Raw genomic sequence first — 26,528 nt, forward strand, 5'->3', positions numbered from 1 at the left:
TTGGAGATACCCCATGAACCTGCAAGGTAAGCACGTGCGCCTGCACGACATGAGCCTGCGCGATGGCATGCACGCCAAGCGCCACCAGATCAGCCTGGACGAGATGGTCGCCGTTGCCACCGGCCTGGACGCCGCCGGCGTGCCGCTGATCGAGATCACCCACGGCGATGGCCTGGGCGGCGCCTCGCTGAACTACGGCTTCCCGGCCCACTCGGACGAGGAGTACTTCGCCGCGGTGATCCCGAAGCTCAAGCAGGCCAAGGTGTCCGCGCTGCTGCTGCCGGGCATCGGCACCCTCGACCACCTGAAGATGGCCCGCGACCACGGCGTTGCCACCATCCGCGTCGCCACCCACTGCACCGAGGCCGACGTGTCCGGCCAGCACATCGGCATGGCGGCGAAGATGGGCCTGGATACCGTCGGCTTCCTGATGATGGCGCACAAGGTCAGCGCGGAAAAACTGCTGGAGCAGGCCAGGCTGATGGAGAGCTACGGCGCCAACTGCATCTACTGCACGGATTCGGCCGGCTACATGCTGCCCGATGAAGTGACCGAGAAGATCGGCGCGCTGCGCGCCGGGCTGAATGCCGGCACCGAAGTGGGCTTCCACGGCCACCACAACATGGGCATGGCGATCGCCAACTCCCTGGCCGCCATCGAGGCCGGCGCCGCGCGCATCGACGGCTCGGTGGCGGGCCTGGGCGCTGGCGCCGGCAACACGCCGCTGGAGGTGTTCGTCGCGGTGCTGGAGCGCATGGGCGTGGCCAGCGGCATCGACCTGTACAAGATCATGGACGTGGCCGAGGACCTGGTGGTGCCGATGATGGACCAGCCCATCCGCGTCGACCGCGATGCCCTGACCCTCGGCTATGCCGGGGTGTACAGCTCCTTCCTGCTGTTCGCCAAGCGCGCCGAGCAGAAGTACGGCATCCAGGCCCGCGAGCTGCTGGTGGAACTGGGCCGCCGCGGCACCGTTGGCGGCCAGGAAGACATGATCGAAGACCTGGCCCTGACCCTGTCGCGCCAGCGCGAGGTGTTGCCGACCTGAGATCGAGGGGCCGTGCCATTTGGCACGGCCTGCCTTTGTCTGATGGGTATCGCTTCGCTCTAGCGGAACGCCGCCCGCCACATCCTACGAGCCATGCGCGAGGTTTCGTAGCCCGGATGAAATCCGGGGGCGGCGGTTGGATTTCCCCGGATTGCATCCGGGCTACATGGCTGGCACGGCCTGCCTTTGTAGGATGGGTAGAGCGAAGCGAATCCCATGCGGGCGGTGGTTGATGGGTATCGCTTCGCTCAAGCGGATCGCCGCCCGCCACATCCTACGAGCCATGCGCGAGGTTTCGTAGCCCGGATGAAATCCGGGGGCGTTGATGGGCGGATCGAGGGGCCGTGCCATTTGGCACGGCCTGCCTTTGTAGGATGGGTAGAGCGAAGCGAAACCCATGCGGGCGGTGGTTGATGGGTATCGCTTCGCTCAAGCGGAACGCCGCCCGCCACATCCTACGAGCCATGCGCGAGGTTCGTAGCCCGGATGGAATCCGGGCTACATGACTTACGACGATCCCGGGAAATAGCGAGCGGCGTCTGATTTCCCTCACCCCAACCCTCTCCCGGAGGGAGAGGGGGTAGTCCGAGTGTGGCTTATGGTCATGCGCTGGCACGAATGGCTCCCTCTCCCCCTGGGAGAGGGCGGGGGTGAGGGGAGTGTCCGCTGCTCGGTGCCGGGGCATCATGTGAAACCCCATCCCCTCAAGACCCCACTCACACCCGGTTGCCGCTGCCCCGTCTCCTGGCCTGGACCATGAGCGCCGGGCCGATGTCCTCCAGCGGCAGCACGTCCTCGGCCGCGCCGAGCTCGGCCGCCTCGCGGGGCATGCCGTAGACCACGCAGCTGGCTTCGTCCTGGGCCAGGGTGTAGCCGCCGGCCTCGCGTATCGCCAACAGGCCTCGGGCGCCGTCCTTGCCCATGCCGGTGAGCAGGGCGGCGATCAGGTTGCGGCCGGCGCAGCGGGCGGCGCTGTTGAACATCACGTCCACCGCCGGGCGATGGCCATTGACCGGCGGCGCTTCCGACAGCCGCGCAATGTAGTTGGCGCCGGAGCGCACCACTTCCATGTGCAGGCCGCCGGGGGCGAGCAGGGCGGTGCCGGGGAGGATGCGGTCGCCGTCGCGGGCCTCGCTGACCTGGATGCGGCAGAGCTTGTCCAGGCGCGCGGCGAAGGAGCGGGTGAAGCCGGCGGGCATGTGCTGGGTGATGACCACCCCCGGGCTGTCGGCGGGCAGGCCCAGGAGGACTTCCTTGATTGCCTCGGTGCCGCCGGTGGAGGCGCCGATGGCGATGAGTTTCTCGGTACCCACCAGGGGCAGTCCGCCCTCGGCCCCACGGGCCACCACCGGGGCGCGGCGCAGCATGCGCGCGCGGGCGGCCACCTTGAGCTTGGCGCGGATTTCCTCGGCGTAGGCCTGCATGCCTTCGGCTATGCCCAGCTTGGGCTTGGCGACGAAGTCGATGGCGCCCAGCTCCAGGGCGCGCAGGGTGGCCTCGGAGCCGCGCTCGGTGAGGGAGGAGATCATCACCACCGGTGTCGGCCGGCCTTTCATCAGCTTGTCGAGGAAGGTCAGGCCGTCCATGCGCGGCATTTCCACGTCCAGGGTGATGACGTCGGGGGAATGCTGCTTGATCAGGTCGCGGGCCACATAGGCGTCGGGCGCCACGCCCACCAGTTGCAGCTCGGCGTCGGCGCGGACGATCTCGCTGAGCAGGCTGCGGATCAGCGCCGAGTCATCCACCACCAGTACCTTGATCGCCACGGGGGTCATTCCTCGAACAGGTCGTAGGGGCCGAGCGCCTCGCCGCGCTTGAGGTAGAGCATGTATTCCAGCTCGCGCTGGAGGATGGTGTCGTTGTGCAGGCTCTTGAACTTCTTTACCAGCACCTTGCCGCTGGAGGGGAAGACGTAGACCTTGCGCGCCTCGGCGCCCATCACGTCCTCGGCCAGCAGGGTGATGCCTTCGGTGTCCAGGTAGCTGTGGATGAACTCCACGGTGCGCAGGGTTGTGTCGTGGCGCAGCAGTTCGTGGGGCAGGTTGCCGGCGCCGAACACCTTGGCCTCCAGCTGGTGGCGGCGGGCGCCCAGGCGCAGCAGGTCCTCGGAGAGTTGCTCCATGATGCGCACGCCGTGGTGGGTGGCGGCGCTGGCCATGCCGCTGCCGGGGCCGGGGTCGGGCAACAGGAAGTGGTTCATGCCGCCGATGCCGCGCTGGGCATCGAACAGGCACACCGCGATGCAGCTGCCGAGCACCGCCACCAGCACCTGGTCTTCTGCCGTGGCGTAGAACTCGCCGGGCAGCACCTTGACCGCCGGCAGCTGGAAGTCCGGGTCGAAATAGCGGGTGGCGGCGATGGCGCCGGCGGTTTCTCCTTTCATACCGCGACTCCTGCGACGGGTCGGTAGACGGTGCGGCTGACCAGCTTCACCAGGTGGTTGGCCTGCACGAAGCTTTCCGAATGGCCGGCGAAGAACAGCCCGTCGGGCCTGAGCAGGCGCACCTGGCGCTCCAGCAGGCGCACCTGGGTGGGCTTGTCGAAGTAGATCATCACGTTGCGGCAGAAGATGGCGTCGAGCCCGCCCGCCATGTGCCAGTCGGCGTCCAGCAGGTTGATGCGGCGGAACTCCACGTGCTGGCGCAGCTCCGGTATCACCCGCGCGAAGCCGGCGTTGCTGCCGGTGCCGCGCAGGAAGTAGCGCTTCCTGATGGCCGGGTCCAACTGGTCGATCCGCTCCAGGGGGTAGACCCCGTTGCGCGCGGTTTCCAGCACGCCGGTGTCGATATCCGAAGCGATGATCTGCACCTGCCCGAAGCGCTCACCCAATGCCTGGTGCAGGGCGATGGCCATGGAGTAAGGCTCTTCCCCGGTGCTGGCGGCGGCCGACCAGAAACGCAGGGTGCGGCCCCGGCGCTGGGCTTCGCCGGCCAGGGCTACCAATTGATCGAAGTGGTGCTTCTCGCGGAAGAAGGCCGTGAGGTTGGTGGTCAGGGCGTTGATGAAGGGCTGCCATTCCTCCGGGTGCTGGTCGAGGTAGGCCAGGTAGCTGGCGAAGCTTGGCAGCGCCAGGTGGCGCAAGCGACGGGCCAGGCGGCTGTAGACCATCTGCTGCTTGCTGGCGGCCAGGCTGATGCCGGCGCGACGGTAGAGCTGGTCGCAGACCTGCTCGAAGTCCCGCTCGCTGTAGCCGAACTCGTGTACGCCCAGTGCCTGTGCGTTCATCCGTTTACCTCGAAAGCCCCCGGCGCCTGGGCGCCGGGGGCAGCAGTGGCACTAGAACTCTTCCCACTCCTCTTCCTTGCTCCGCGCACCCCGACCGCCCCGTGCCGGCTGCGGCTGGCGCGTGCTGCGCTTGGCCTGCTGCACGTGCTGGGCCGGCGGCGCGGCGTGGGCCGGGTCGAGCTTGAACACTGCCACCGACTGGGCCATCAGCCCGGCCTGTTCCTGCAGCGCTTCGGCGGCCGCCGCGGCCTGTTCCACCAGGGCGGCGTTCTGCTGGGTCATCTCGTCCATCTGGTTGACCGCGCCGTTGACCTCCTCGATGCCGCGACTCTGCTCCGTGGAGGCGGCGGCGATCTCGGCCATGATGTCGGTGACCCGCTTGATGGCGATCACGATGTCGCTCATGGTCTGCCCGGCCTGGGCCACCAGGGTGTTGCCGTTCTCCACCTTGTTCACCGAGTCGGAGATCAGTGTCTTGATCTCCTTGGCCGCCGCCGCTGAGCGTTGCGCCAGGGTGCGCACCTCGGCCGCCACCACGGCGAAGCCACGGCCCTGCTCGCCGGCGCGTGCGGCTTCCACCGCGGCGTTGAGGGCGAGGATGTTGGTCTGGAAGGCGATGCCGTCGATCACGCCGATGATGTCGGAGATCTTGCGTGCCGACTCATTGATGGAGGCCATGGTGTTGACCACCTTCTGCACCACGTTGCCGCCCTCGGTGGCGACCTCCGAGGCGTTCACCGCCAGGGAGTTGGCCTGGCGCGCGTTCTCCGCGTTGAGTTTCACCGTGCTGGTCAGTTCCTCCATGCTCGAGGCGGTTTCCTCCAGGCTGGAGGCCTGCTGCTCGGTGCGGGTCGAGAGTTCTGCGTTGCCGCTGGCGATCTCGCTGGCGGCGGTGTTGATGGTGTCGGCCGACTCGCGGATCTGCCCGAGCATGCGCGAGAGGCTCTGCGCGGTTTCGTTGGAGTAGTCCTTGAGCTCGCCGAAGGTGCCCTGGTAGTCGGCGCTGATGCTCTGGGACAGGTCGCCCTGGGCCAGGGCACCGAGCATCCGCGAGATATCCTTGAGGCCCTTGTCGGCGGTATCCACCAGCTGGTTGAGGCCGCTGGCCAGGTTGAGGATGAAGCCGCTCTTGCCGTCTTCGCTGATGCGCTTGGTGAAGTCCCCGGCGGCGGCGGCGTTGACCAGGGCGGCCACTTCGCGCTCGACGTTCACTTCCACCGTGCGGTCGGCCCATTCCACCACCGAGCCCAGGCGTTCGCCGGTGTCGCTGATCACCGGGTTGGCCACCAGGCCGAAGGTGCGCCCGCCGACTTCGATCTGGGTGCGGAAGGTGCTGGTGAAGGTGGCGAGCAGGCGCTTCTGGTGCTCGGGGTTCTTGTGGAACTGGTCGATGGAGCCACCCAGCAGGCGGTTCACCGAGAAGCTCGGCAGGGCCTTGCGCAGGTCCGCCTCGGCGTTCTGCAGCATGCTGGTGACGGTCTTGTTCATGTAGATGATGTTGCGCTCGCCGTCGGCGATCATCACGTTGGTGCTGCAGTTGTCCAGGGCGCTCTTGATCCTGGTGTTTTCCCCGGCGGCGCGGGCGGCGGCCTGGAGGCGGTCGCGCACGCCGTCGATGGCCTCGGTGATCTGCGCCTTCTTGCCGGGCAGGCGTTCCATGTCGCGGCTGAAGTCGCCACGGCCGTAGGCCGTGACCACGCCCACCACCTGCATCTTCACCGAGATGTGGGCGGCCACCAGGTCGTTGATGCCCTTGGCGATGCGCGCCTGGGTGCCGGCGAACTTGTCCACCGGGATCACTTCGTCGATCCAGCCGTCGCTGTGCTGGTGGGTCATCTCCACCAGGGCGCGCTCCAGCGCCTCGGTGCTGGCGGCTTCCGCGCGTTGCTGGCGCAGGCCCTGCTGCAGCTTCGCCAGGCTGTCGTAGACCGGCGCCCAGGTGAGGTCGTCACCGCTGCCGATGGATTGGTCGAGGTTGCCGTCGGCCAGGCCCTGGATCAGGCTGGCCAGGTGCTGCGCGCGAAGCTGAGCTTGTGCTTTGGTGTTGAACAGACCCATGGATTTTCCCCTTGCGTGTCAGGCTGCGGCTGCTTCGACCAGGCCCATTTCGCGGCTGGTCATCAGCTTCTCGATATCCACCAGGATCAACATCCGCTCGGCCACGGTGGCTAGGCCCAGCAGGTATTCGGTATCGAAACTGGCGCCGAACTCCGGCGGTGGCTTGATCTCCTCGCCTGACAGGGCGATCACGTCGGACACCGAGTCCACCACCACGCCGACGATGCGCCGGCCGATGTTGAGGATGATCACCACGGTGAAGGGGTCGTAGGTGACGTCGGCCAGGTTGAACTTGATGCGCAGGTCGACGATGGGAACGATGGCGCCACGCAGGTTGATCACGCCCTTGATGAAGGCCGGGCTGTTGGCGATGGCGGTCACCTGGTCATAGCCGCGAATTTCCTGCACCCGGAGTATGTCGATGGCGTACTCCTCGCGACCGAGGGTGAAGGTCAGGTACTCCTGGGCCGGTTGCCCGCCCTGTTGCACGCTAGGGGAGTTCATGCAGCGCTGCTCCTTGTTGTTGGGCCAGCCCCGGCAGGGCGTCTACGTCGAGGATCAGGGCGACGCTGCCGTCGCCCATGATGGTGGCGCCGGCGATGCCTTCGATCCGGCGGAAGTTCTGTTCCAGGCTCTTGATCACCACCTGCTGCTGGCCCACCAGGTCGTCCACCTGCAGGGCGAAGGGGCGGCCGTCGGCTTCGAGGATGACCACGATGGATTGCTCGGCAGGCAGCGGCGGGGCGGCTTCGCCCAGCAGGTCGTGCAGCGAGAGCAGCGGCAGGTACTCGCCACGCACGCGAATCACCGCGCCTTCCTCGCCGCCCAGGCCACGGATGTCGGCGGCCTTGGGTTGCAGGGACTCGACTATGTAGGTCAGCGGGATCACGTAGTGGGTGTTGGCCACGGCCACGATCAGGCCGTCGAGGATCGCCAGGGTCAGGGGCAGGCGGATGCTGATGCGGGTGCCCAGGCCGGCGGCGGAGTCGATTTCGATGCGTCCGCCCATGGCCTGGATGTTGCGCTTGACCACGTCCATGCCGACGCCGCGCCCGGAGAGGTCGGTGACCACCTCGGCGGTGGAGAAGCCGGGCATGAAGATCAGTTGCCAGACCTCGGCGTCGCTCATGCCGTCGTGCACCGCCAGGTTCTTCTCGCGGGCCTTGGCGAGGATGCGCGCGCGGTCCAGGCCACGGCCATCGTCGCTGATCTGCACCACGATGCTGCCGCCCTGGTGGAAGGCGCCCAGGCGCAGGGTGCCGCTGGCGGGTTTGCCGGCGGCGAGGCGCACCTCGGGCAGTTCGATGCCGTGGTCGATGCTGTTGCGCACGATGTGGGTGAGGGGGTCGCTGAGGCGCTCGATCACGCCCTTGTCCAGCTCGGTGTGCTCGCCCTGCAGCAGCAGTTCCACCTGCTTGCCCAGGCGCGCGGAGGTGTCGCGTACCAGGCGCGGGAAGCGGCTGAAGATGAAGCTGATGGGCAACATGCGGATCGACATCACCGATTCCTGCAGGTCGCGGGTGTTGTGCTCCAGCTGCGCCAGGGCCTGGTGGATGCGCTCGTGCAGGCTCGGGTCGAGGGCGCCGCCGAGTTGGCCGAGCATGGCCTGGGTGATCACCAGCTCACCCACCAGGTTGATCAGGCTGTCGATCTTCTCGACGCTGACGCGGATCGAGCTGGATTCACCCTCGCCGGCGCTGGGTTTGGTGGATGGGGAAGTGGAAGGCGAGGCGGGTGGCGCTACCGCCTTGGGCGCTTCGCTCACCGTGGGGGCCGGGGTGCCGGGGGCATCGTCGAAGAAGCCGAAGCCGTCATCGGCCGCCTGGGCGGGGGCGCCGGGGGCTTCGTCGAAGAAACCGAAGTCATCGTCAGTGGCGGCCTGGGGCGTGCCCGGCGCGTCGTCGAAGAAGCCGAACGACGCCTCTTCGCCGGTGGCGGGCGCGGCGTCCAGCAGCTCGCGCAGGCGGGCGACGGTGGAGGACACCGGCACGTCCGGGTCGGGGCGCTGCTGGCGATGGGCATCGAGCAGGCGCATCAGGACGTCGCGGGCCTGCAGGAACAGGTCGACCATCTCCGCCTGCAGGGCCAGCTGGCCGCTGCGGATGCGGTCGAGCAGGGTTTCCAGCTCGTGGGTCACGGCGGTCAGGTCGTCGAAGCCGAACATGCCCGCCGAGCCCTTGATGGAATGGGCGGCGCGGAAGATGCCGTTGAGCTCTTCCGGGTCGGGCTGCTGGAGGTCGAGGCCGAGCAGCAGGAGTTCGAGGCTGGCCAGGTGTTCTTCGGTTTCCTCGAAAAATACCTGGAGGAACTGGTTCATCCCGTCGTTCATGGGAAGCGCCTTGTGCCGGAGTCAGGGGAGGACCTTGCGGGTGACTTCCAGCAGTTTTGGCGGATCGAAGGGCTTGACCAGCCAGCCCGTGGCGCCGGCGGACTTGCCTTGCTGCTTCATGGCATCGCTGGACTCGGTGGTCAGCATCAGGATGGGGGTGGCGCGGTAGCCGGGCAGCCCACGCAGGCTGCGGATCAGGCTGAGGCCATCCATGTTGGGCATGTTCTGGTCGGTGAAGACCAGGTTGTAGGCCTTGCTCTGGGCCTTGCCCAGGCCGTCCCGGCCATCCACCGCCTCGTCCACCAGGTAGCCGGCGGCCTTGAGGGTGAAGCTCAGCATCTGCCGGATGGAGGCCGAGTCGTCGACAATCAGGATCTGCTTGCTCATCAGTGCCGCTCTCCTTGCCGCTTTCTTATGGGTGAAGCCTGTGTAGGTTGGTTGCTGGCCTGCAAAGCTCGACATGGGAGCAGTCGGTTGCTCTGGTGGGCTTCGCTTTGCTCAGCCCAACCTACGGTGTTCCTCTGGCGCTGGATGGCTACTGGCCATGACTCTTTTTACAGGGGCGCGCAGCGGCGCGTCCAGATCCCGGCGCCACCCATTCGTCGCGCGGATGGATGGTGCCTGAGGGTTATCTATCGGTTCAGAAAAGCTCCACCTCGCCGGCCTTGACGCTGCTCTGGCTCACCGGGTTGGCGATGGGTTTGCGCAGTTCGGCGGTTTCCTGCTCCAGCCGTTCGGCCCAGTGCTCCGGCGCCGCCGCGCGCAGGCCGGCCAGGCCCGCGGCAAAGCCGCCGAGCTTGGCCAAGTGCTTGCGCATCTGCCCCAGCAACTGGCTGCCCAGATCCTGGAACTGCAGGGCGGTGATGGCCTGGTCGACCCCCGCGCCCACTTCGAGGGAGAGGCGGTCCATTTCCTGGATCACCTTCAGGGTGTGGCGGTTCATGCCGTCCAGGTCCTCCAGCATGTGGTGGAGCTGCTGGCGGGACTCCAGGGCGAAGCCCATGTCCTTGTCGGCGAGCTGGGAGATGGCCGATTCGGCGTCCTGGATCTCGCGGTAGACCTCGTTGACGTGCTCGCGGATCTGCTCGGAGAAACCGGTGGAGCGGGTGGAAAGGGCGCGCACCTCGTCGGCCACCACGGCGAAGCCCCGGCCGCTTTCGCCGGCGCGGGCCGCCTCGATCGCGGCGTTCAGCGCCAGCAGGTTGGTCTGCTTGGCGATGGCGTCCATATCGTGGGTGGATTTCAGGATATCGGCGATCTTGTGCGTGACCCGATCCATGCGGGTGACCAGCTCCTGGGAGGTCTGGCTGGTTTCCAGGGTGGCCTCGACGAACAGCCCCAGGGTGCTGCGGGTGGTGGCGATGAACTCCTGGAAGTTCATGCCCTCGTCGCCGCCCTGCTGGTTGCCATAGCGCTCGATCAGGGAATGGGAGTGGCCGCGCTGCTGGTCGATGCGTGCGGCCAGGCCATGGAAGCTCGCGCCGAGGCGGCCGATGGCATCCTGCAGCAGGCCGTCGATCTGCCCGGCGTGGGCCTGCAGGGTACCGAGCTGTTCATCCAGGGCATCGCGCGCCCGTTGCCAGTCGGGCTCCGCCAGCGCCGGCTGGGCATTGGCCGGCAGCGCCTGGGGCCGGCCGTCGCGTTGCAGCCAGAGCAACAACAGGCTGGCCAGCCAGCCGCCGCCAAGGGCCAGCCACAGGGGCAGGTGGACGGCGACCATGCCGGCGCAGGCCAGCCAGATCAGGGAGTGAAGGGCCAGGCCCTTGAAGGCGGACGACTGATGGGACATGAAGCACTCCCTTGCGAGGTTCGAATGCCGGAAGACGGCGCTTACCAGGTCTTGTACGAAAAGTCGTCGAGCGAAGGTCAGGCAAGGCGAAATCGGCCGAAGAAGCGCAGTTTACGTGTTGTAAATGAGCATTCTGAGGTCGATTTCAACGCAGCATCACCGAGCGCAGGCACTTTTCGTACAGACACTAGGTCATCGGCAATGCACGTTAAAGCTAGAGGGTCGTACGCTAGAGTCAAATGGCCAGCTGTCGGTTACTTGTGCCTTTTATCCCGTCGTTTCGGCCTCCTCCTCCGAGAGACTGAGGTAGCGATGGGCCCCGCAGCGCAGGCAGCGTTGACAGAACATGGGCGCGCCGCCCACCTCGGTACGAAAACCCTCGGTCCATTGGCAACCGAGCAGAAAGCAACGAATACGCATGGCTCCTCCCCCGGGGACTTTCCCCTGGTTCGATCCGGCAGTGAATGGATGGAACTGCACTCGCCTTGTTCTTGTTGGAGGCATGGGTCGGCGCCGAGCATCCGCCTGGCGCTCTAGAACGATCAACCTAAAGGGGCGAATGGTGCTGCCGTTGGTCGGGGAGGGCATTCCGGTGGGCGGATGGCGGCTGGGCGCTCACCTGCCCAACACGGGCGCCGGGCGGCCGCGCGGGGTTTTCGGCCGCCTTTTGGTCCGGCCTGGGCGGGGAATCTGCTGGCCATTCAATGGCTATGCTTGGTGGGCGGCCCAATGCAGTGCGACCGGGCGGCGGGTTTGGCGTGGGGCTTCCATCAGTCCAGGCGACAGGGGCAGGCTGGAGATCGGTAAATGGATTTTTTCAGAAGCGAAAGCGCCGCGCAGCGAGCCATCGCCAGCCCCAGGCCGCGGACGGCCAGATGGCACCGCATGTATTACTTCCTCGCCGGCTTCGACGTGCTGGTGGTGGTGCTGAGCGTGCTGCTCAACCACCTGATCGTCGACACCTATCACCGTTCGATCAAGGCCAACCAGTCCTGGGTCCTGCAGTTGTCCAGCTTTTCGACCCTGGGCAGCCTGGCCTCGGACGTCAACGCGCCGGGCAACAACGTCTTCGATACCCATGACGTCGAGGCCGAGCACCGCAACATGAGCGAGGCCCTGCGCGCCTTCAATGAGCACCTGGCCACCGCCAGGGCGCAATTGCAGGGGCGCATCGACAACCAGGCCGAACACAGCGCCGATATCCGCGCCTTCACCCTGCGGCTGAAGGACGAGGTGGATGCCGTGGACGCCGCCATGGTGGAGATGGTCAACGAGGCGCTGCTGATCTTTTCCTACTTCCGGCAGGGGCAGTCGGACAACGCCGGCAAGCGCATGGCGACCATGGACCGCAAGTACTCCGAACTGCTGGCCTCCCTGGCCACCGTGCGTGAACGGGTGGGGCTGATCCAGAGCAAGCTGCTGGAGGAAGAACTCGAGTCGGTGGAAGTCCTGCGCCGGGTCGAGTACGCCATCATGCTGTTCGTGCTGATGATGGTCAGCGCCGCCCTGGTCTATGGCGGCAAGATCCGCCGCGAGATGGAGGCCCACTCCGCCGAGCGGGAGGGCTACCTGGCCGTGCTGCGCGAGAGCGAGCGGCAGTTCCGCCAGCAGGCGTCCTTGCTGGACAAGGCCCAGGACGCCATCGTCGTCCATGGGATGGACCAGCGCATCCTCTACTGGAACAAGAGCGCGGAGCGCCTCTTCGGCCTGCCGAGGGAGGACGCCTTGGGCCAGTCGGCGCAGGGGATCATCTACCCGAGCCATCGCGCCTTCGACGATACCGTCGACAGCCTGATCGCCGTGGGGGACTGGGCGGGCGAGGTCACCCTCAAGCGGCGCGACGGCAGCACCATCACCCTGGAGAGCCACCGCACCCTGGTGCGCGACGACGAAGGCCTGCCGCAATCGGTGCTGTCGATCAACACCGACATCACCCACCGCAAGTCGGCGGAGCAGGAGGTCATGCGCCTGGCCTTCTACGACCAGCTGACTGGCCTGGCCAACCGCCGCCTGATGCTCGACCGCCTGCAGCACCTGCTGGCCCTGGGCGCGCGCAGCCTGCACACCAGCGCGGTGATCCTCATCGACCTGGACAACTTCAAGGCGCTCAACGACACCCTGGGCCATGACCGGGGCGACATGCTGCTGCAACAGGTGGCCCAGCGGCTCAGCCATTGCATCCGCGAGAGCGACACCGTGGCGCGGCTGGGCGGCGACGAGTTCGTGGTGCTGCTGGAGAACCTGAACGACAGCCCGCCGGACGCGGCGATCCAGGTCAAGGCCATCGGCGAGAAGATCCTCCAGGCGCTGAACATTTCCTACCAGCTGGACGGTTACGAACACCACAGCACCCCCAGCCTCGGCATCGCCTTGTTCCAGGGCCAGCTGAACAGTGTCGACGACATCATGAAACGCGCCGATCTGGCGATGTACCGCGCCAAGGCGGCGGGCCGCAACACCATGCGTTTCTTCGACCCGGAGATGCAGGCGGTGGCCACCGCGCGGGCCAAGCTCGAAGCCGACCTGCGCCAGGGCTGGCAGAACAAGGAGCTGGTGCTGCATTACCAGCCGCAGGTGAGCAGCGACGGGCAGGTGGTGGGGGCCGAGGCGCTGATGCGCTGGCAGCACCCCGAGCGGGGCATGGTGATGCCTCACGAGTTCGTGCCGCTGGCCGAGGAAACCGGGCTGATCCTGCCATTGGGCCGCTGGGCACTGCAGTCCGCCTGCATGCAGTTGGTGGTCTGGTCGAAGCACCCGGAAACCGCCCGGCTGAGCGTTGCGGTGAACGTCAGCGCCCGCCAGTTCCACCACCCGGACTTCGTCCAGGAGGTGCTGGACGTGCTGAAGTACACCGGCGCCGATCCGAAGCGGCTGAAGCTGGAGCTGACCGAGGGCCTGCTGGTGGAGGACATGGAAAGCACCGTGGCGCGGATGGTCGAGCTGAAGCAGATCGGCATCGGCCTGTCCCTGGACGATTTCGGCACCGGCTACTCGTCGCTGTCGTACCTGAAAAGCCTGCCGCTGGACCAGCTGAAGATCGACCAGTCGTTCATCCGCGATGTGCTGGTGGACGCCAACGATGCCGCCATTGCCTGCGCCATCGTCAGCCTGAGCAAGATCCTGGGGCTATCGGTGATCGCCGAAGGCGTGGAAACCGAGGCCCAGCGCGCCTTCCTCCTCAGCCATGGCTGCAAGACCTACCAGGGCTTCCTGTATGCCCCGCCGCTGCCGGCCGAACGCTTCCGGGAATATGTGCACGAGCGGTTGATGGCCGAGCATTGAGGAGGGGGAGGGCTGTATGTGCCGATGGGTTTCGCTTCGCTCTACCCATCCTACGGTCAGGTCGTAGGATGGGTAGAGCCTGCGAAACCCATCGAGGGGTGTCAGGCGAGTGCCTTGGCCTTGAGGCGGGCGAATTCGTCCTGGTTGATGGTGCCCGCATCCAGCAGCGACTTGGCGTCGGCGATCTGTTCGGCGGGGGACTTGCCGGCCACCTCGCGGATGTAGGCGTCGGCGTCCGACTTGGCGCGTTGCAGGCTGGCGCGTTGGCGCTCGGCCATGCCACGGCCGCGGACGATGATGTAGATCAGCGCGGTGAGGAAGGGCAGGAACACCAGCCCGATTATCCACAGCACCTTGAAGCCTCCGCCGAGTTCCGAGTCGCGGAACAGGTCGCCGATGATCTGGAACATGATCAGCAGGTAGACGAGGAGGACGAAGGTGGAGAGCAGCAGTTGAATCAGATCCCAGAAGTTGCTCATGTGACTTCCCATGTAATGGCCAAGGTTGAAAGAGGCGGTCGTCGCTGCGCCGGGGCGCTCTCGGCGGATGCCTGACGCTTAGTTCGGCCTGGCGGTGGCCTTGTTTATCCAGCTGCGCAGCAGGCCGAAGACGAAGCCTCCGGTGAACATGCCGAGCACGTAGACCGACAGAACGAGAATCGAGGTTGGCAGGGTGACGCTCATGTTCAACAGGGAGACGGTTGCCGTTTCCATGTTCTGGACTTTCAGCAGCAGGGCGATACCGGCGCAAAGTACGATCAATGCGATGTAGAGGTAGCGGCTCATACAGCGTGCTCCTGGGGGCGGAAAGGCTAGCGGCGCGGCCATGACGTCTTCGAGCTGGCCCGAGCCTCGATCCCCGTTGGCCGCGACGCATCCGGAGCGTCACGAATCGGCCGCCAGGCTTTTCCATGACCCTCTGCCAATCAAACGTAGTGGGGAGCCAAGCGTTGTCAAACCTGGGGGAATCGCGGCCCTCGCCGGGAAAGGGAGGGCCGGCCGCTTATTTCACACCCTTGTCCTCGATCAGGTCGGCGTCGAACAGGTGCTCCAGTTCCGCGCGGGCCTGGCGGGCGGTCTGGATCACCGCGGCGTCGTCGTCGTAGACCTGGTGCTGGGCGGCCAGCACTTCCTCGTCGTGACGCTGGAAGCGGCGGATGCGGGCGTCGGCCTGGTCCGGCGAAAGACCCAGGCCGAGCAGGGCCTGGCGGCTCATCTCCAGGGCCGAGTGGAAGGTCTCGCGCACCGGCACGGCGCCGAGGTCCAGCAGGCGGTGGACGTGCTGGCGGTTGCGGGCGCGGGCGATGACCTGGATGTGCGGGTAGAGGCGCTTCACCAGCTCAGCGGTTTTCAGGTTGGTGTCCGGGTCGTCGGTGGCGACGATGAAGAACTCGGCCTTGTCCACCTTGGCCGCCCGGAGGATTTCCGGGCGCAGCGGGTCGCCGTAGTAGATGGGCATGCGCCCCAGGCTGCGGCCGTATTCCACCATCTCCACCGCCGTGTCCAGGGCCACGAAGGGCACCCGCTGGGCCCGCAGCAGGCGCGCGATGATCTGGCCCATGCGGCCCATGCCGGCGACCACCACCCGTGGCTCGTCGTTGTCGATGCGGGTGTATTCCTCGGGCACCTCCACCGGCGCCGGTGCCGTGCCCAGCAGCGGAAACAGGCCGAGCACCAGCAGCGGCGTCACCGCCATGGACAGGGTGATGCTGAGCACCAGCAGGCCGTGCAGGCGGTCGTCCAGCATGCCCTGCTCGAAGGCCAGCTTGAACACCACGAAAGCGAACTCGCCGCCGGCCGCCAGGACTATCCCCAGGCGCAGCGCCTGGGCGCGTTCCAGGCCGCCGGCCAGGCGCCCCACCAGGTACAGCAGGGGCAGCTTGAGCATCAGCAGCAGCACCGTCAGCACCATCACCGCGAAGGGCTCGCGCAGCAGCAGGCCGAGGTCGGCGCTCATGCCCACGGCCATGAAGAACAGGCCCAGCAGCAGGCCCTTGAAGGGTTCGATCTGGGCTTCCAGTTCGTGGCGGTATTCCGAGTCGGCCAGCAGCAGGCCGGCGATGAAGGCGCCCAGGGCCATGGAGACGCCGGCCAGGTCCATCAGCCAGGCGGTGCCCATCACCACCAGCAGAGAAGTGGCGGTAGAGACTTCTTTCAGGCCGGCCTTGAGCACCACGCGGAACACCGGTCGCAGCAGGTAGCGCCCGCCGATGATCACCGCGCCGATGCTGGCCACGGCCAGGAGGATGTGTTGCGGGTCCATCTCGTCGGCGTCGAGCTGGCCGCTGCCGCTGAGCAGTGGCAGCAGGGCGATCAGGGGAATCGCGGCGATGTCCTGGAACAGCAGGATGGCGAAGGCCAGGCGGCCATGGGGGGCCGTGAGTTCCTTGCGTTCGGCGAGCAACTGCAGGCCGAAGGCGGTGGACGACAGGGCGAGGCCAAAGCCCAGCACGGCGGCGGTGTTCAGGCTCCTGCCGAACACCAGCCAGGCCACCAGGCCGATGGCCAGGGCGGTGCACAGCACCTGGGCCAGGCCGGCGACGAACACCGGGCGGCGCATCACCCAGAGCCGGCGGGGCGAGAGCTCCAGGCCGATGATGAAGAGCAGCAGCACAACCCCCAGCTCGGAGACGTGGGCGACGCTTTGCGGATCGGTGACCAGGCCCAGCACCGAGGGGCCGATGAGGACGCCGGCCAGCAGGTAGCCGAGCACGGCGCCCAGCTGCAGGCGCTTGGCGAGGGGTACGGTGAGTACGGCGGCTAACAGGAACACCACCGCGGCCTGTAGCAGGCTGCCTTCCTGGGTCATTGGGCTCTCCTTGGTCTTGGGGGGCGACATCTTAAGCTCTGTACGAAAAGTACCTGCGCTCGGTGATGCTGCGTTAAAAACAGGCTCGTGCGCGAGTCCGATCAGAATGCTCATTTACAACTCGTAAACTCCGCTTCTTCGCCTGTTTTTGCCTTGCCTGACCTTCGCTCGGAGACTTTTCGTAGAGACCTTAGAGCAGGGAGATGCCTCGGGGCAGGAGCCGCGTCGATGGGACGCGGCCCCTGAGTCTCACTTCTTGGCGGTGAGGGTGCTGTAGCTGGTGATCAGGTTGCGGTAGTCGGGGATATGGTTGGAGAACAGCTCGGCCAGGCCCTCGATGTCGTTGCGCCAGTCGCGGTGCAGCTCGCAGGCCACGCCGAACCAGGTCATCAGCTGCGCGCCGGCGGCCTCCATGCGGCGCCAGGCGGCGTCACGGGTGACTTCGTTGAAGGTGCCGGAGGCATCGGCCACCACGAACACCTCGAAGCCTTCCTCGATGGCCGAGAGCGCCGGGAAGGCCACGCAGACCTCGGTCACCACGCCGGCGATGATCAGCTGCTTCTTGCCGGTGGCCTTCACCGCCTTGACGAAGTCCTCGTTGTCCCAGGCGTTGATGTTGCCGGGGCGGGCGATGTAGGGGGCGTCGGGGAACTGCGCCTTCAGCTCGGGCACCAGCGGGCCGTTGGGGCCGGTCTCGAAGCTGGTGGTGAGGATGGTCGGCAGCTTGAAGTACTTGGCCAGGTCGCCCAGGGCCAGCACGTTGTTCTTGAACTTGTCGGGATCGATGTCCCGCACCAGGGAGAGCAGGCCGGCCTGGTGGTCGACCAGCAGGACGGCGGCATCGTTCTTGTCCAGACGCTTGTATTGGAAAGCCATGGTGAATCTCCTTGCACGGGTAGGCGTCTTGCCGCAGGTCCTCTGCGGCGCGACGGGATGGGAAAACTATAGGCGGCGAAGTTGTCGATTACGGGTCAGTCGTCGGTGCGTGCGGCGTGTCATGGAGTGCCGCTTTCCTTGTAGGGGCGATTTCAATCGCCATGCAGGCCGTAGGCCTGCCCGGGAGTCCCAGGGGGCGCTGCGCGTCCCTTGGCGAATGAATTCGCCCCCACAATTCGTTGCTGGGCGCTCCCTCCTCAGAAGGCGAAGCACGAGCAGCCCAGCGCGCCCCAGAAGCCCTGGTAGTCGCTCACCGGCATGTTCGACTGGCGCGCCCGTTCGTGGCTGTGGGCGTGCACGGCGCAGGCGCCGACGCATTGGTGGACCTGGGCGGTGAGCGGCGCGGCGGGCTTCCAGTGGCCGGGCACCTTGGCCACCGGCGACCACTCGGGCAGCACCGGCACCTGCGGCGGGCCGAGCTTGTCGAACTCGCCGGCGGCGTAGACCACCTTGCCGTCCACCACGGTGAGCACCGACTCGATCCACTTGATGGCTTCCTCGTCGACGCTGAAGTAGTCCGCCGAGAGCGCCGCCAGGTCGGCCAGCTGGCCCACCTTGATCTGGCCTTTCTTGCCCTGCTCGCTGGAGAACCAGGCGCTGCCGTGGGTGAACAGTTGCAGCGCGGTATCCCGGGACAGGCCCTGTGGATAAAGCTCCAGGCCGCCGACCGTCTTGCCGCTGACCAGCCAGTAGAGCGAGGTCCAGGGGTTGTAGCTGGACACCCGCGTGGCGTCGGTGCCGGCGCCCACCGGCACGCCCTCGGCGAGCATGCGCTGGATCGGTGGGGTCTTCTCGGCGGCCTTGGCGCCGTAGCGGTCGACGAAGTACTCGCCCTGGAAGGCCATGCGGTCCTGGATGGCGATGCCGCCGCCGAGGGCCTTCACCCGCTCGATGTTCTTCGGGCTGATGGTTTCGGCGTGGTCGAAGAACCAGGGCAGGCCGTTGAAGGGGATGTCGCGGTTGACCTTCTCGAACACGTCGAGCATGCGCGAGATGGATTCGTCGTAGGTCGCGTGCAGGCGGAAGGGCCAGCGCTGTTCCACCAGGTGGCGCACCACCGGTTCCAGCTCCTGTTCCATGGTCTGCGGCAGGTCCGGGCGCGGTTCGAGGAAGTCCTCGAAGTCGGCGGCGGAGAACACCAGCATCTCGCCGGCGCCGTTGTGGCGGAAGAAGTCGGTGCCGTCGCCGGGCTTGACCACCTTGCTCCAGTTCTGGAAGTCCGTGAGTTCTTCCTTGGGCTTCTGGGTGAACAGGTTGTAGGCGATGCGCACGCTGAGCTGGCCCTGCTTGGCCAGTTCGTCGATCACCTGGTAGTCGTCCGGGTAGTTCTGGTAGCCGCCGCCGGCGTCGATGGCGCTGGTCAGGCCCAGGCGATTGAGCTCGCGCATGAACTGGCGGGTGGAGTTGACCTGGTATTCCAGCGGCAGCTTCGGCCCCTTGGCCAGGGTGGCATAGAGGATGGTGGCGTTAGGCCGGGCGATGAGCATGCCGGTGGGGTTGCCGTTGCCGTCGCGCTGGATCTCGCCGCCGGGCGGGTTGGGGGTGTCCTTGCTGTAGCCCACGGCTTTCAGGGCGGCGCGGTTGAGCAGGGCGCGGTCGTAGAGGTGGAGGATGAACACCGGGGTGTCCGGCGCCGCGCGGTTGATCTCTTCCAGGGTGGGCATGCGTTTTTCGGCGAACTGGAACTCGTTCCAGCCGCCCACCACCCGTACCCACTGCGGCGAGGGGGTGCGGTCGGCCTGGTCCTTCAGCATGCGCAGGGCGTCGGCCAGGGAGGGCACGCCTTCCCAGCGCAGCTCCAGGTTGTAGTTGAGGCCGCCACGGATCAGGTGCAGGTGGGAGTCGTTGAGGCCGGGGATCACGGTGCGCTGCTTGAGGTCGATGACCTGGGTGGCGTCGCCGCGATGGGCCATGGCCTCGGCGTCGTTGCCGACGGCGAGGAAGCGGCCGTCCTTGATGGCCACGGCGCTGGCGCTGGGCTTCTCGCGGTCCACCGTGTGCAGGCGGCCGTTGAACAGGATCAGGTCAGCGGTCATGGAACCCCCTTGGGTGCTGGCATGGGCGGAGCCGGTGCTACCGGCGAATGGCAATGCGGACCAGAGCGCGCCGGCGGCGCCGAGCACGGAGCTGGCGGCGAGGAACTGGCGGCGGCTGTTGCTGGATGGGTCTTCGCTCATGGAACCCTCCTTGGGCTCAGCGTTGGTTCAGCCAGCCGGCGAAAAAGCGCGTCACCGGCGGCATGAAAAGATAGACAACCAGCAGCACGATGCTGGCGGTGATCACCACGTTGCTCGGCACATAGCCGCCGAGCCAGGGCACGACCTTGAACACGGGCTGCCAGAGCAGCGGCACGGCGAGCGCCAGCGGCAGGATCACCAGGAAGGTGACGCAGGCCTGCTTCCAGCGTGGCGGCGGCGTGGCGTCGGTGGTGGCCGGGGTGAACCAGAATTCCCGCTCGGGGTTGATCTCCACCTGGTCGCCGTCGGCCAGCAGGTGGCTGACTTCCGCCACCAGGTCGCGACGCTCGCTGGAGCCCAGCCAGGCCTGCAGCTGGTCGCCGCTGGCGAAGCGCAGGACGCAGGTGAATTGTTGCAGGCCGTCCTGCTTGTCCCGCACCACGTCGATCCCCAGGTGGCCGGGGTAGCCCTTGGCGATGCCGATGATGCGGCGCAGCCAGCCTTCGTATTCCTGTTCGCTGCCGTGTTTGACCCGGTGGCGGATCAGCAGGGTGACGATGTCGTCGGTGCTCATGGCGCGGTGCTCCGTGCAAGGCGTGGAAGGGGGCCGGGGGCGTCTCGCGCCGCCGGCCCGTGGGGCTTACTTCACCTGACGCTGGGGGGCCTTGTGCACCATGGTGTAGGCGTAGTCCACGCCCATGCCGTAGGCGCCGCTGTGCTCGCGCACCAGGTCCATCACCGCGTCGTAGCTGTCGCGCTTGGCCCAGTCGCGCTGGTACTCGAGCAGGACCTGCTGCCAGGTGACCGGGACGGCGCCGGCCTGGATCATGCGTTGTACCGACATGTCGTGGGCTTCCTGGGAGGTGCCGCCGGAGGCGTCGGTGACGATGTACACCTCATAGCCAGCCTCGAGGGCCTCCAGGGCCGGGAAGGTCAAGCAAACTTCGGTCCAGAGCGCGGCCATGATCAGTTTCTTGCGGCCGGTGGCCTTCACGGCGGCGACGAAGCCTTCGTCTTCCCAGGAGTTCATCGAGGTGCGCTCGATGGGCTGCTGGCCCGGGAACACATTCAGCAGTTCCGGCCAGATGTAGCCGCTGAAGCTTTCGGTTTCCACGCTGGTGAGGATGGTCGGGACGTTGAAGATCCTGGCGCTCTTGGCCAGGGCCACGGTGTTGTTCTTCAGCTGCTGGCGGTCGATGGACTGCACGCCGAAGGCCATTTGCGGCTGGTGGTCGATGAGGATCAGGGCGGAGTTGGTCGGGTTCAGCAGTTCGCGAATGGACATGGTGTTTCTCCTTGGGGCGATGGGTTGTTTGAGTTCTTCCTGCCGGTGCCTCCTTCGTGGAGGCTGTTGTGTGCCGACGTGGGATAAAGTTTGTGCTCACCCATTGAGAGAAACAATTAGCTATATTTGAACTTCATTGATTCTGAATTGGAGACACTGATGGACCGGGTCGACTGCATGCGCGCCTTTATCGAAACCGTGCGCAGCAATGGTTTTGCCGCCGCCGCGCGGGCGCTGGACCTGCCGCGCTCCACCGTGAGCAAGCAGGTACAGGCGCTGGAGGAGGCCATCGGTGTGCAGTTGTTGGTGCGCACCACTCGCAGCCTGCACCTGACCGAGGCGGGCGCGGAGTACTTCGAGTCGGCGCGGGACCTGCTGGCGGCCCTGGACGAGGCCGAGCAACGGGCGCGGGACGGGGTAGGGGAGCTGCGCGGGGTGCTGCGGGTGAACGCGCCCATGTCCTTCGGGCTGCGCAAGCTGGGGCCGCTGATCCCGCTGTTCCACGAGCGGCATCCGCAGATCGAGCTGCAACTGGTGCTCAGCGACCAGCAGGTGGACCCGGTGCGCGGCGGCTTCGACCTGACCATCCGCATCGCCAGCCTGGCGGACTCCTCAATGGTCGCCCGCACCATCGCGCCGGCCCCGCGCATCCTGGTGGCCTCGCCCGGCTACCTGGCCAAGGCGGGCACCCCGCAATCGCCCGAGGAGCTGGCCGAGCACGCCTTCCTCGGCTACGGCTACCTGCAGAGTGGGGTCAGCCTGGCCCTGTGCAACGGCGAGGAAACCCGCCGGGTGCAGTTGCACGGGCCGCTGCAGGCCAACAACGGCGACTTCCTTGCCCAGGTCGCCGAGGCCGGCATGGGCATCGCCCTGCTGCCCAGCTTCATCGTCGACGACGCCCTGGCGGCCGGCCGCCTGGTGGCCCTCTTGTGCCAATGGCAGGCACCGCCCATCAGCATCAACGCCGTCTACCCCTCGGCCCGACGCCTGCCGCAGAAGACCCGCGCCTTCATCGATTTCCTGGTGGAGGAAATGAGCCGGGCGAATGAGGCGATACCCTGCGCAGGTTTGTAGGATGGGTAGAGCGGAGCGAAACCCATGCGGCGCGAATTGATGGGTTTCGCAAGCTCTGCCCATCGAAGAAGAACGTTCCGTAGGATGGGGCGGGCGGCGTACCGCTGAGCGAAGCGATACCCATGCGGCCCCGCTGATGGGTATCGCAGGCTCAACCCATCCTACAAGGGCGGCTTGCTGCTTCTCAGCGCTGCGCCTGGCGCCGGGTTTCGTCGTCCAGGTACTGGAGCAGCGCCTGGATATCCATCTCGCCCAGTTGCAGGTTGGGCATGGCCACCTGGTTGAACTGGCGGAAGAGTTCGCTGGCCAGCGGGTCGTTTTCGGCGAGCATGCGGTCGGGTTCCTTCAGCCAGCGGATGAGCCAGGCGCGGTCGCGTTGGTGGGTCACGCCGAGCAGGTCGGGGCCGACGCTGCGCAGTGCGCCCAGCTCGCCGTCCTGGGGGCCGAGGGTGTGGCAGGCGCTGCAGCGGGTGCGGAACAGCTGCTCGCCGTTGGAGGGCGGGCGGATCACCGGGGCCTCGGCGTAGCTCTGGCTGCCGGCGTTGGAGCGGCGCCAGTTCTGCAGGCCGTTGCCGAGCTTGTCGGCGAGGATGTAGGGGTTCTCGAAGGGCGAGACCTTCATCCATTCGCCGGTGGCCTGGTTGCCCACCACCAGGCTGAGGTTGTGCTGCTTGAGGTTGCCCGGATCGTCGCCGGGCACCAGCAGGCCGAGCTTCTCCCGCAGCTGGGTGATGTCGTCGTAGTCGCCGGTGAGGAACTGCCAGCCCGGCGCCACCTGGAATTTCCGCGCATAGGCCTTGAGCACCTCGGGGGTGTCGTGCAGCGGGTCGATGCTGATGGAGTAGAAGTGGATATCCCGCCCGACCGACTCGCCCAGCAGCTTCTGCACCTGGCGCAGGCGCGCGGTTTCCAGCGGGCAGGTATCGCCGCAGCTGGTGAAGATGAAGTTGATCGCCACCACCTTGCCCTCGATCAGGTCGTCGAAGAAGCGCAGGTGGTTGCCGTCCTGGTCGATCAGGGCGGTGTTGGGGAAGTAGTCGCGGCCCCAGGGGGCGGATGAGACGGGGCGGCTGGCCGGTGCCAGCCAGAGGCCGGCGCCGCTGGTGGCCAGCGCCAGCAGGATGAGGGCCAGCCAGTGGATGCCTGGAATGCGCATGGGCTCTCTCCGGAAGGCGGAGCCGGTGGCTCCGCCTGGTTCAGGTTCAGCGACTGGTCTGGCCGGTGCCGTCACCGCTGCGGAAGGTCGGCAGGGCGACCGAGTCCACGTAGCTCACGCCGTCCCAGCTGGGCAGTGGCGTGGGCATCAGCTGGACCTGGCCGGGGTGCTCGATGTCCCAGCGCAGCAGCATCGAGTTGTCCTCGTGCTGGGTGTTGTGACAGTGCTCCATGTAGGTGCCGGCGAACTCGCGGAAGTGCACGGCCATTTCCACTTCCTGCTGGGTCTCGCTGTCTTCGCCGATGCGGTAGACGTCCTTGCGTGCCCACTTCTCCCATTCCGGCGGCGGCAGGCCACCCCGGCTGAGGATGACGCCTTCCTCGAAGTGCACGTGGACCGGGTGCGACCAGCCGCCGCCACCGTTCTTGATCTTCCAGATCTCCAGGGTGCCGGCGCCCGCGTAGCCGGCCGGCGTCGGGCCATTGGCCAGTTGCGGGGCGGCGGAGATGCGCCGTGGGTCCATGTTGTAGCCCTGGCCGCCGTCGGTCTTGATGGTCCAGGGGGTCTCGTCGGTGCCGTTGCTGCGGCCGAACTCGAAGCTGCGGTGGCGCGTCTGGCTCAGCAGCTGGCGGTCGCTGGCGTTATCGGCGTGCAGGGTCAGGGGGATCATCACCTTGCCGGCGGCCTTGCCCGGTTTGGCCGGCTCGTAGTCCGCCGGGTTCATCGCCAGGTCCTGTCCGCTGTAGGGTTGCACGCGCAGTTCGAGGAAGCGGCCCACACCAGGATCGCCCTTGTCCCAGGCGGGGCCCTTGCTGGTCTGCTTGATCACCGCCTTGTACTTCTCGGAGAGGATGTCGGCCAGGGCGATTTCCTGCTTGGCGCCCTTGCCGGTTTCATGCTCGAGGACGTTGACGAAGTAGAGCTTGTCCCCGGCCTTGACGCCGTTCCTGGCGAAATTGACCACGATGTCATAGCGCTCGGCGATGCCCTGGATGGGCAGGATGCCGAAGTGATCCTTGAGGTTGCCGTCGCGGTCCAGGTCCATGGTGCCGTCGAAGGGCACGGCGTGTTCCATGATGTTGCCGTCGTTGGCGATCATGTGGAACGGCACCCGCGCATAGGAAACCCCCGAGCCCTTGGGCCCCTGGAATTCGCCGCTGGTGCCCTTGATCTCGCGCACGATGGCGAGCTTGAGGTAGCGCGACACCGAGCCGTTGAGGATGCGGAAGCGGTAGCTGCGGGCGCGTACGTCGAACCAGGGCTTGTACTGCCAGTTGACCAGCACCTGGTCGCCGAGGAAGCCGTCGGTGTTGAAGGGGTTGAACCACAGCTGGCCCTGCTGATCCCAGGCCTTGTCGGCCACCAGCAGGTTGACGTCGTAGTCGCGGTTGCCCCAGGACAGGCCGGTGCCGCTGGGCAGGCGCAGGTTGACGCCGTCGTCGAAGGCTTCGTTGCCCCGGTCCACGGCGCTGTAGTAGTTCATCATCGCGGCGTTGCCCTTGTAGACGTTCTGCGCGGTGAAATCCTGCATGTGGTCGTGGAACCAGTGGGTGCTCATGGTTTCCCGCCAGTCGCCGCGAATCTGGATCTTGCCGTTCTGGCAGGTCTTCATGCCCGGATGGGCGTCGTTGACCCAGAGGGTTTCGCCGTCATCGCAGGGGAAGGCCGCGTGGGGGTCGGTGGCGCTGGTGTTGATGGTGTCGTAGCCGGCCAGCTGGATCGGCCAGCGGTAGTCGTAGTACTGGCCGGGGAAGAAGAAGGCGCTGGCGTAGCCGTCGCTTTCGGCCGGGGTGTGGCCGTTGTGTTCATGGGTGGTGATGGTGTGCAGGCCGAAGCCGCGGTTGGCCGCCGGGTCGATGGGCAGCGCGTTGTAGTGGCGCATCAGGATCGGCTGGCCATAGCGGACCATCATCAGCTTGGGCGGGAAGGTGCCGTCGAAGGTCCACAGGGCGTTGTGGTCCTGCACCGGCATGTTGGGGTGGAAGCGCGGCTGGATGCCACGGGTGGTGCCGTTGGTGTAGGGCAGGCCGGCGGTGTTGTAGTAGAGCCCGCCCGGCCCGAATTCCCCTTCGCCGTACTGGTGCCGCTGGTACTGGTCGCGGACACCGCCGTTGGTGCGGGCGCCGGCCTGGGCCGTCTTGATTTCCACTTGCGGGTAGAACTCGTTCCAGCGCTGGTGCGACCAGCCCATGCCTGGAGGGCGACCCTCCGCGGAGCCCGCTATGTTGCGGTGCAGGAAGTCCTCGATCTCCGGACTCCAGGGGTTGCGGTCCAGGGTATCGGCGTACTGGGTCGGGAAGGGCGCCAGGCCCGGCTGGCCGAGGAAGTCGTCGAGGTCCGCGCCGGACGGGCCGCTGCGCGAGACGTCACCCGGGTCCTGTTCCGGCGCGGCGCCCAGGCTCGGCGCTGGGAAGGGGAGGGATTGCGGCGGGGAGGTGGGGTCGAGTTTTTCCAGGCCGAAGACTTCGAACAGCATCATCTGCTGGCTGAAGGGCTGGGCGCCGAAGAGCGGGCTCGGCTGGCCGTTGGTGGGGTAGTTGAAGGAGGTCTGCCGCGACGGCGGCAACACGTTGTCGACCCGGGTGGCGTCGCGGTCGCCGGTTACCCCGTTGGGCAACTCGAGGGCGCCGGAATTGGCCGGGGCGGCGGTCTCCAGTGCCTCCAGTGCCGCCTGGGAGTTCTTCGGTGGACCGCTGAAGTGCGAGGGGTCGTCCGCAGGCGGCGGCCCGAACAGGTCCAGGGGAACGGCGACCGCGGCGTAGAGATCCAGCGCCATCAGTGCGCCAAGGAAAAAACCTGTGGATTTGAAGATCGCCGGCACCCTGTTCAGGGCTTTGGCGATCACGCGCGTTTTCCGGGCAGACATACCCACCTCGCTATCGAAGAGTGAGGAACACATCGAGAGAAGAGTCGAGCCACTGAGTAGAGGCACGGGTGGGGCGGAGGTCGTCAGCGCTGCTGACTGAAAACGGCGGCGCTGCGGCACGCGACATCAGGTGCGAGGCGGTAGTGGCACGTTGGCCTCGGGGTTAATCCTTTTCTTTGTAACAAGGTGTGTCAATGTGCGAGATGAGTCGCGTTTGGCGAAAGGTCAAAAGGCTGGCATCAGCGGTAGAACCCCCAAATACGGGGGTTACAGCCTGATAGAGGGCGTTTGGGTGGAGGTGGCGGAAAGCGGTTTTTAGCGGCCGACACTTTTCTGACGTGGCCATTAATGGTTGGTGGAAGCGGGTTATTTCTGATCAGTTTTGCGGGTTGTCCGATTGATCGACGGATTCCTCCGAATCGCTCTGTAGGGTGCCGAAAGGGTGTTTTGCCGGGTTTCTGCCGTGGCCTGAGCGGCGCTTAACATCCGCGCACT

Annotated in this window: 21 protein-coding genes; 3 read left to right on the plus strand and 18 right to left on the minus strand. The window is 66.5% G+C overall.

Going from position 1 to position 26,528, the window contains the following annotated elements; all coding sequences use genetic code 11:
* Nucleotides 1-13 precede the first annotated feature (13 nt).
* Nucleotides 14-1,048: a 4-hydroxy-2-oxovalerate aldolase gene (gene dmpG, locus PCA10_RS06875; protein WP_016491318.1), complete on the plus strand. Its 1,035-nt coding sequence runs from the start codon at nucleotides 14-16 to the stop codon at nucleotides 1,046-1,048.
* Nucleotides 1,049-1,764: 716 nt separating this feature from the next.
* On the opposite strand, the gene PCA10_RS06880 is transcribed toward dmpG, so the two are convergent.
* From PCA10_RS06880 to PCA10_RS31225, 9 genes are all read right to left on the minus strand, one after another.
* Complete coding sequence (locus PCA10_RS06880) at nucleotides 1,765-2,814, minus strand: protein-glutamate methylesterase/protein-glutamine glutaminase (protein ID WP_016491319.1); 1,050 nt, start codon at nucleotides 2,812-2,814, stop codon at nucleotides 1,765-1,767.
* 5 nt (nucleotides 2,815-2,819) lie between these two features.
* Nucleotides 2,820-3,431: a putative chemoreceptor glutamine deamidase CheD gene (locus PCA10_RS06885; RefSeq protein WP_016491320.1), complete on the minus strand. Its 612-nt coding sequence runs from the start codon at nucleotides 3,429-3,431 to the stop codon at nucleotides 2,820-2,822.
* Entirely contained in the window at nucleotides 3,428-4,273 is an 846-nt protein-coding gene (locus PCA10_RS06890) for a CheR family methyltransferase (RefSeq protein WP_016491321.1), read from the minus strand. The genes PCA10_RS06885 and PCA10_RS06890 overlap by 4 nt, the downstream gene beginning before the upstream one ends.
* 51 nt (nucleotides 4,274-4,324) lie before the next feature.
* Entirely contained in the window at nucleotides 4,325-6,331 is a 2,007-nt protein-coding gene (locus PCA10_RS06895) for a methyl-accepting chemotaxis protein (RefSeq protein ID WP_016491322.1), read from the minus strand.
* Between the two features lie 18 nt (nucleotides 6,332-6,349).
* Nucleotides 6,350-6,835: a chemotaxis protein CheW gene (locus tag PCA10_RS06900; protein WP_016491323.1), complete on the minus strand. Its 486-nt coding sequence runs from the start codon at nucleotides 6,833-6,835 to the stop codon at nucleotides 6,350-6,352.
* Entirely contained in the window at nucleotides 6,822-8,660 is a 1,839-nt protein-coding gene (locus PCA10_RS06905; protein WP_016491324.1) for a chemotaxis protein CheA, read from the minus strand. Before PCA10_RS06905 ends, PCA10_RS06900 begins: the two co-directional genes overlap by 14 nt.
* Before the next feature lie 21 nt (nucleotides 8,661-8,681).
* Nucleotides 8,682-9,047: a response regulator gene (locus tag PCA10_RS06910; RefSeq protein ID WP_016491325.1), complete on the minus strand. Its 366-nt coding sequence runs from the start codon at nucleotides 9,045-9,047 to the stop codon at nucleotides 8,682-8,684.
* A 253-nt stretch (nucleotides 9,048-9,300) separates the two neighbouring features.
* The gene (locus PCA10_RS06915) at nucleotides 9,301-10,449 is read right to left on the minus strand and encodes a methyl-accepting chemotaxis protein (RefSeq protein WP_016491326.1); all 1,149 of its coding nucleotides are present in this window, start codon (nucleotides 10,447-10,449) and stop codon (nucleotides 9,301-9,303) included.
* Between the two features lie 267 nt (nucleotides 10,450-10,716).
* Nucleotides 10,717-10,869, minus strand: a complete 153-nt coding sequence (locus PCA10_RS31225; RefSeq protein WP_331711921.1) for a PSPA7_2676 family Cys-rich small protein — start codon at nucleotides 10,867-10,869, stop codon at nucleotides 10,717-10,719.
* Between the two features lie 387 nt (nucleotides 10,870-11,256).
* Here PCA10_RS31225 and PCA10_RS06920 point away from each other — a divergent pair, with 387 nt between their 5' ends.
* On the plus strand, nucleotides 11,257-13,731 hold the full coding sequence (locus PCA10_RS06920; RefSeq protein ID WP_041770160.1) for a putative bifunctional diguanylate cyclase/phosphodiesterase: 2,475 nt from the start codon (nucleotides 11,257-11,259) through the stop codon (nucleotides 13,729-13,731).
* A gap of 101 nt (nucleotides 13,732-13,832) precedes the next feature.
* On the opposite strand, the gene PCA10_RS06925 is transcribed toward PCA10_RS06920, so the two are convergent.
* From PCA10_RS06925 to PCA10_RS06955, 7 genes are all read right to left on the minus strand, one after another.
* Nucleotides 13,833-14,210 carry an SHOCT domain-containing protein gene (locus PCA10_RS06925; protein WP_016491328.1) on the minus strand — a complete coding sequence of 126 codons (378 nt, stop codon included), beginning with the start codon at nucleotides 14,208-14,210 and terminating at the stop codon, nucleotides 13,833-13,835.
* 78 nt (nucleotides 14,211-14,288) lie between these two features.
* Entirely contained in the window at nucleotides 14,289-14,516 is a 228-nt protein-coding gene (locus PCA10_RS06930) for a LapA family protein (protein WP_016491329.1), read from the minus strand.
* A 217-nt stretch (nucleotides 14,517-14,733) separates the two neighbouring features.
* Nucleotides 14,734-16,539 (minus strand): monovalent cation:proton antiporter-2 (CPA2) family protein, encoded by a 1,806-nt coding sequence (locus PCA10_RS06935; protein WP_016491330.1) that lies wholly within the window; start codon nucleotides 16,537-16,539, stop codon nucleotides 14,734-14,736.
* Nucleotides 16,540-16,788: 249 nt separating this feature from the next.
* Entirely contained in the window at nucleotides 16,789-17,415 is a 627-nt protein-coding gene (gene ycaC / locus PCA10_RS06940) for an isochorismate family cysteine hydrolase YcaC (protein WP_016491331.1), read from the minus strand.
* 257 nt (nucleotides 17,416-17,672) lie between these two features.
* On the minus strand, nucleotides 17,673-19,652 hold the full coding sequence (locus PCA10_RS06945; RefSeq protein WP_016491332.1) for an amidohydrolase: 1,980 nt from the start codon (nucleotides 19,650-19,652) through the stop codon (nucleotides 17,673-17,675).
* A gap of 16 nt (nucleotides 19,653-19,668) precedes the next feature.
* Nucleotides 19,669-20,226, minus strand: coding sequence for an antibiotic biosynthesis monooxygenase (locus PCA10_RS06950; RefSeq protein ID WP_016491333.1), 558 nt, complete (start codon nucleotides 20,224-20,226; stop codon nucleotides 19,669-19,671).
* 66 nt (nucleotides 20,227-20,292) lie between these two features.
* Complete coding sequence (locus tag PCA10_RS06955; RefSeq protein WP_016491334.1) at nucleotides 20,293-20,937, minus strand: hydrolase; 645 nt, start codon at nucleotides 20,935-20,937, stop codon at nucleotides 20,293-20,295.
* A 159-nt stretch (nucleotides 20,938-21,096) separates the two neighbouring features.
* Between PCA10_RS06955 and PCA10_RS06960 the strand changes: the two genes are divergently transcribed.
* Nucleotides 21,097-22,011, plus strand: coding sequence for a LysR family transcriptional regulator (locus tag PCA10_RS06960; RefSeq protein ID WP_016491335.1), 915 nt, complete (start codon nucleotides 21,097-21,099; stop codon nucleotides 22,009-22,011).
* Nucleotides 22,012-22,195: 184 nt separating this feature from the next.
* Here the strand turns inward: PCA10_RS06960 and PCA10_RS06965 are convergent, their stop codons facing one another.
* Nucleotides 22,196-23,167 carry an SCO family protein gene (locus PCA10_RS06965; RefSeq protein WP_016491336.1) on the minus strand — a complete coding sequence of 324 codons (972 nt, stop codon included), beginning with the start codon at nucleotides 23,165-23,167 and terminating at the stop codon, nucleotides 22,196-22,198.
* Nucleotides 23,168-23,213: 46 nt separating this feature from the next.
* On the minus strand, nucleotides 23,214-25,943 hold the full coding sequence (locus PCA10_RS06970; RefSeq protein ID WP_016491337.1) for a multicopper oxidase domain-containing protein: 2,730 nt from the start codon (nucleotides 25,941-25,943) through the stop codon (nucleotides 23,214-23,216).
* Between the last annotated feature and the right edge of the window lie 585 nt (nucleotides 25,944-26,528).

It is taken from the genome of Pseudomonas resinovorans NBRC 106553, assembly GCF_000412695.1.
Classification (GTDB): Bacteria; Pseudomonadota; Gammaproteobacteria; order Pseudomonadales; family Pseudomonadaceae; genus Metapseudomonas; species Metapseudomonas resinovorans_A.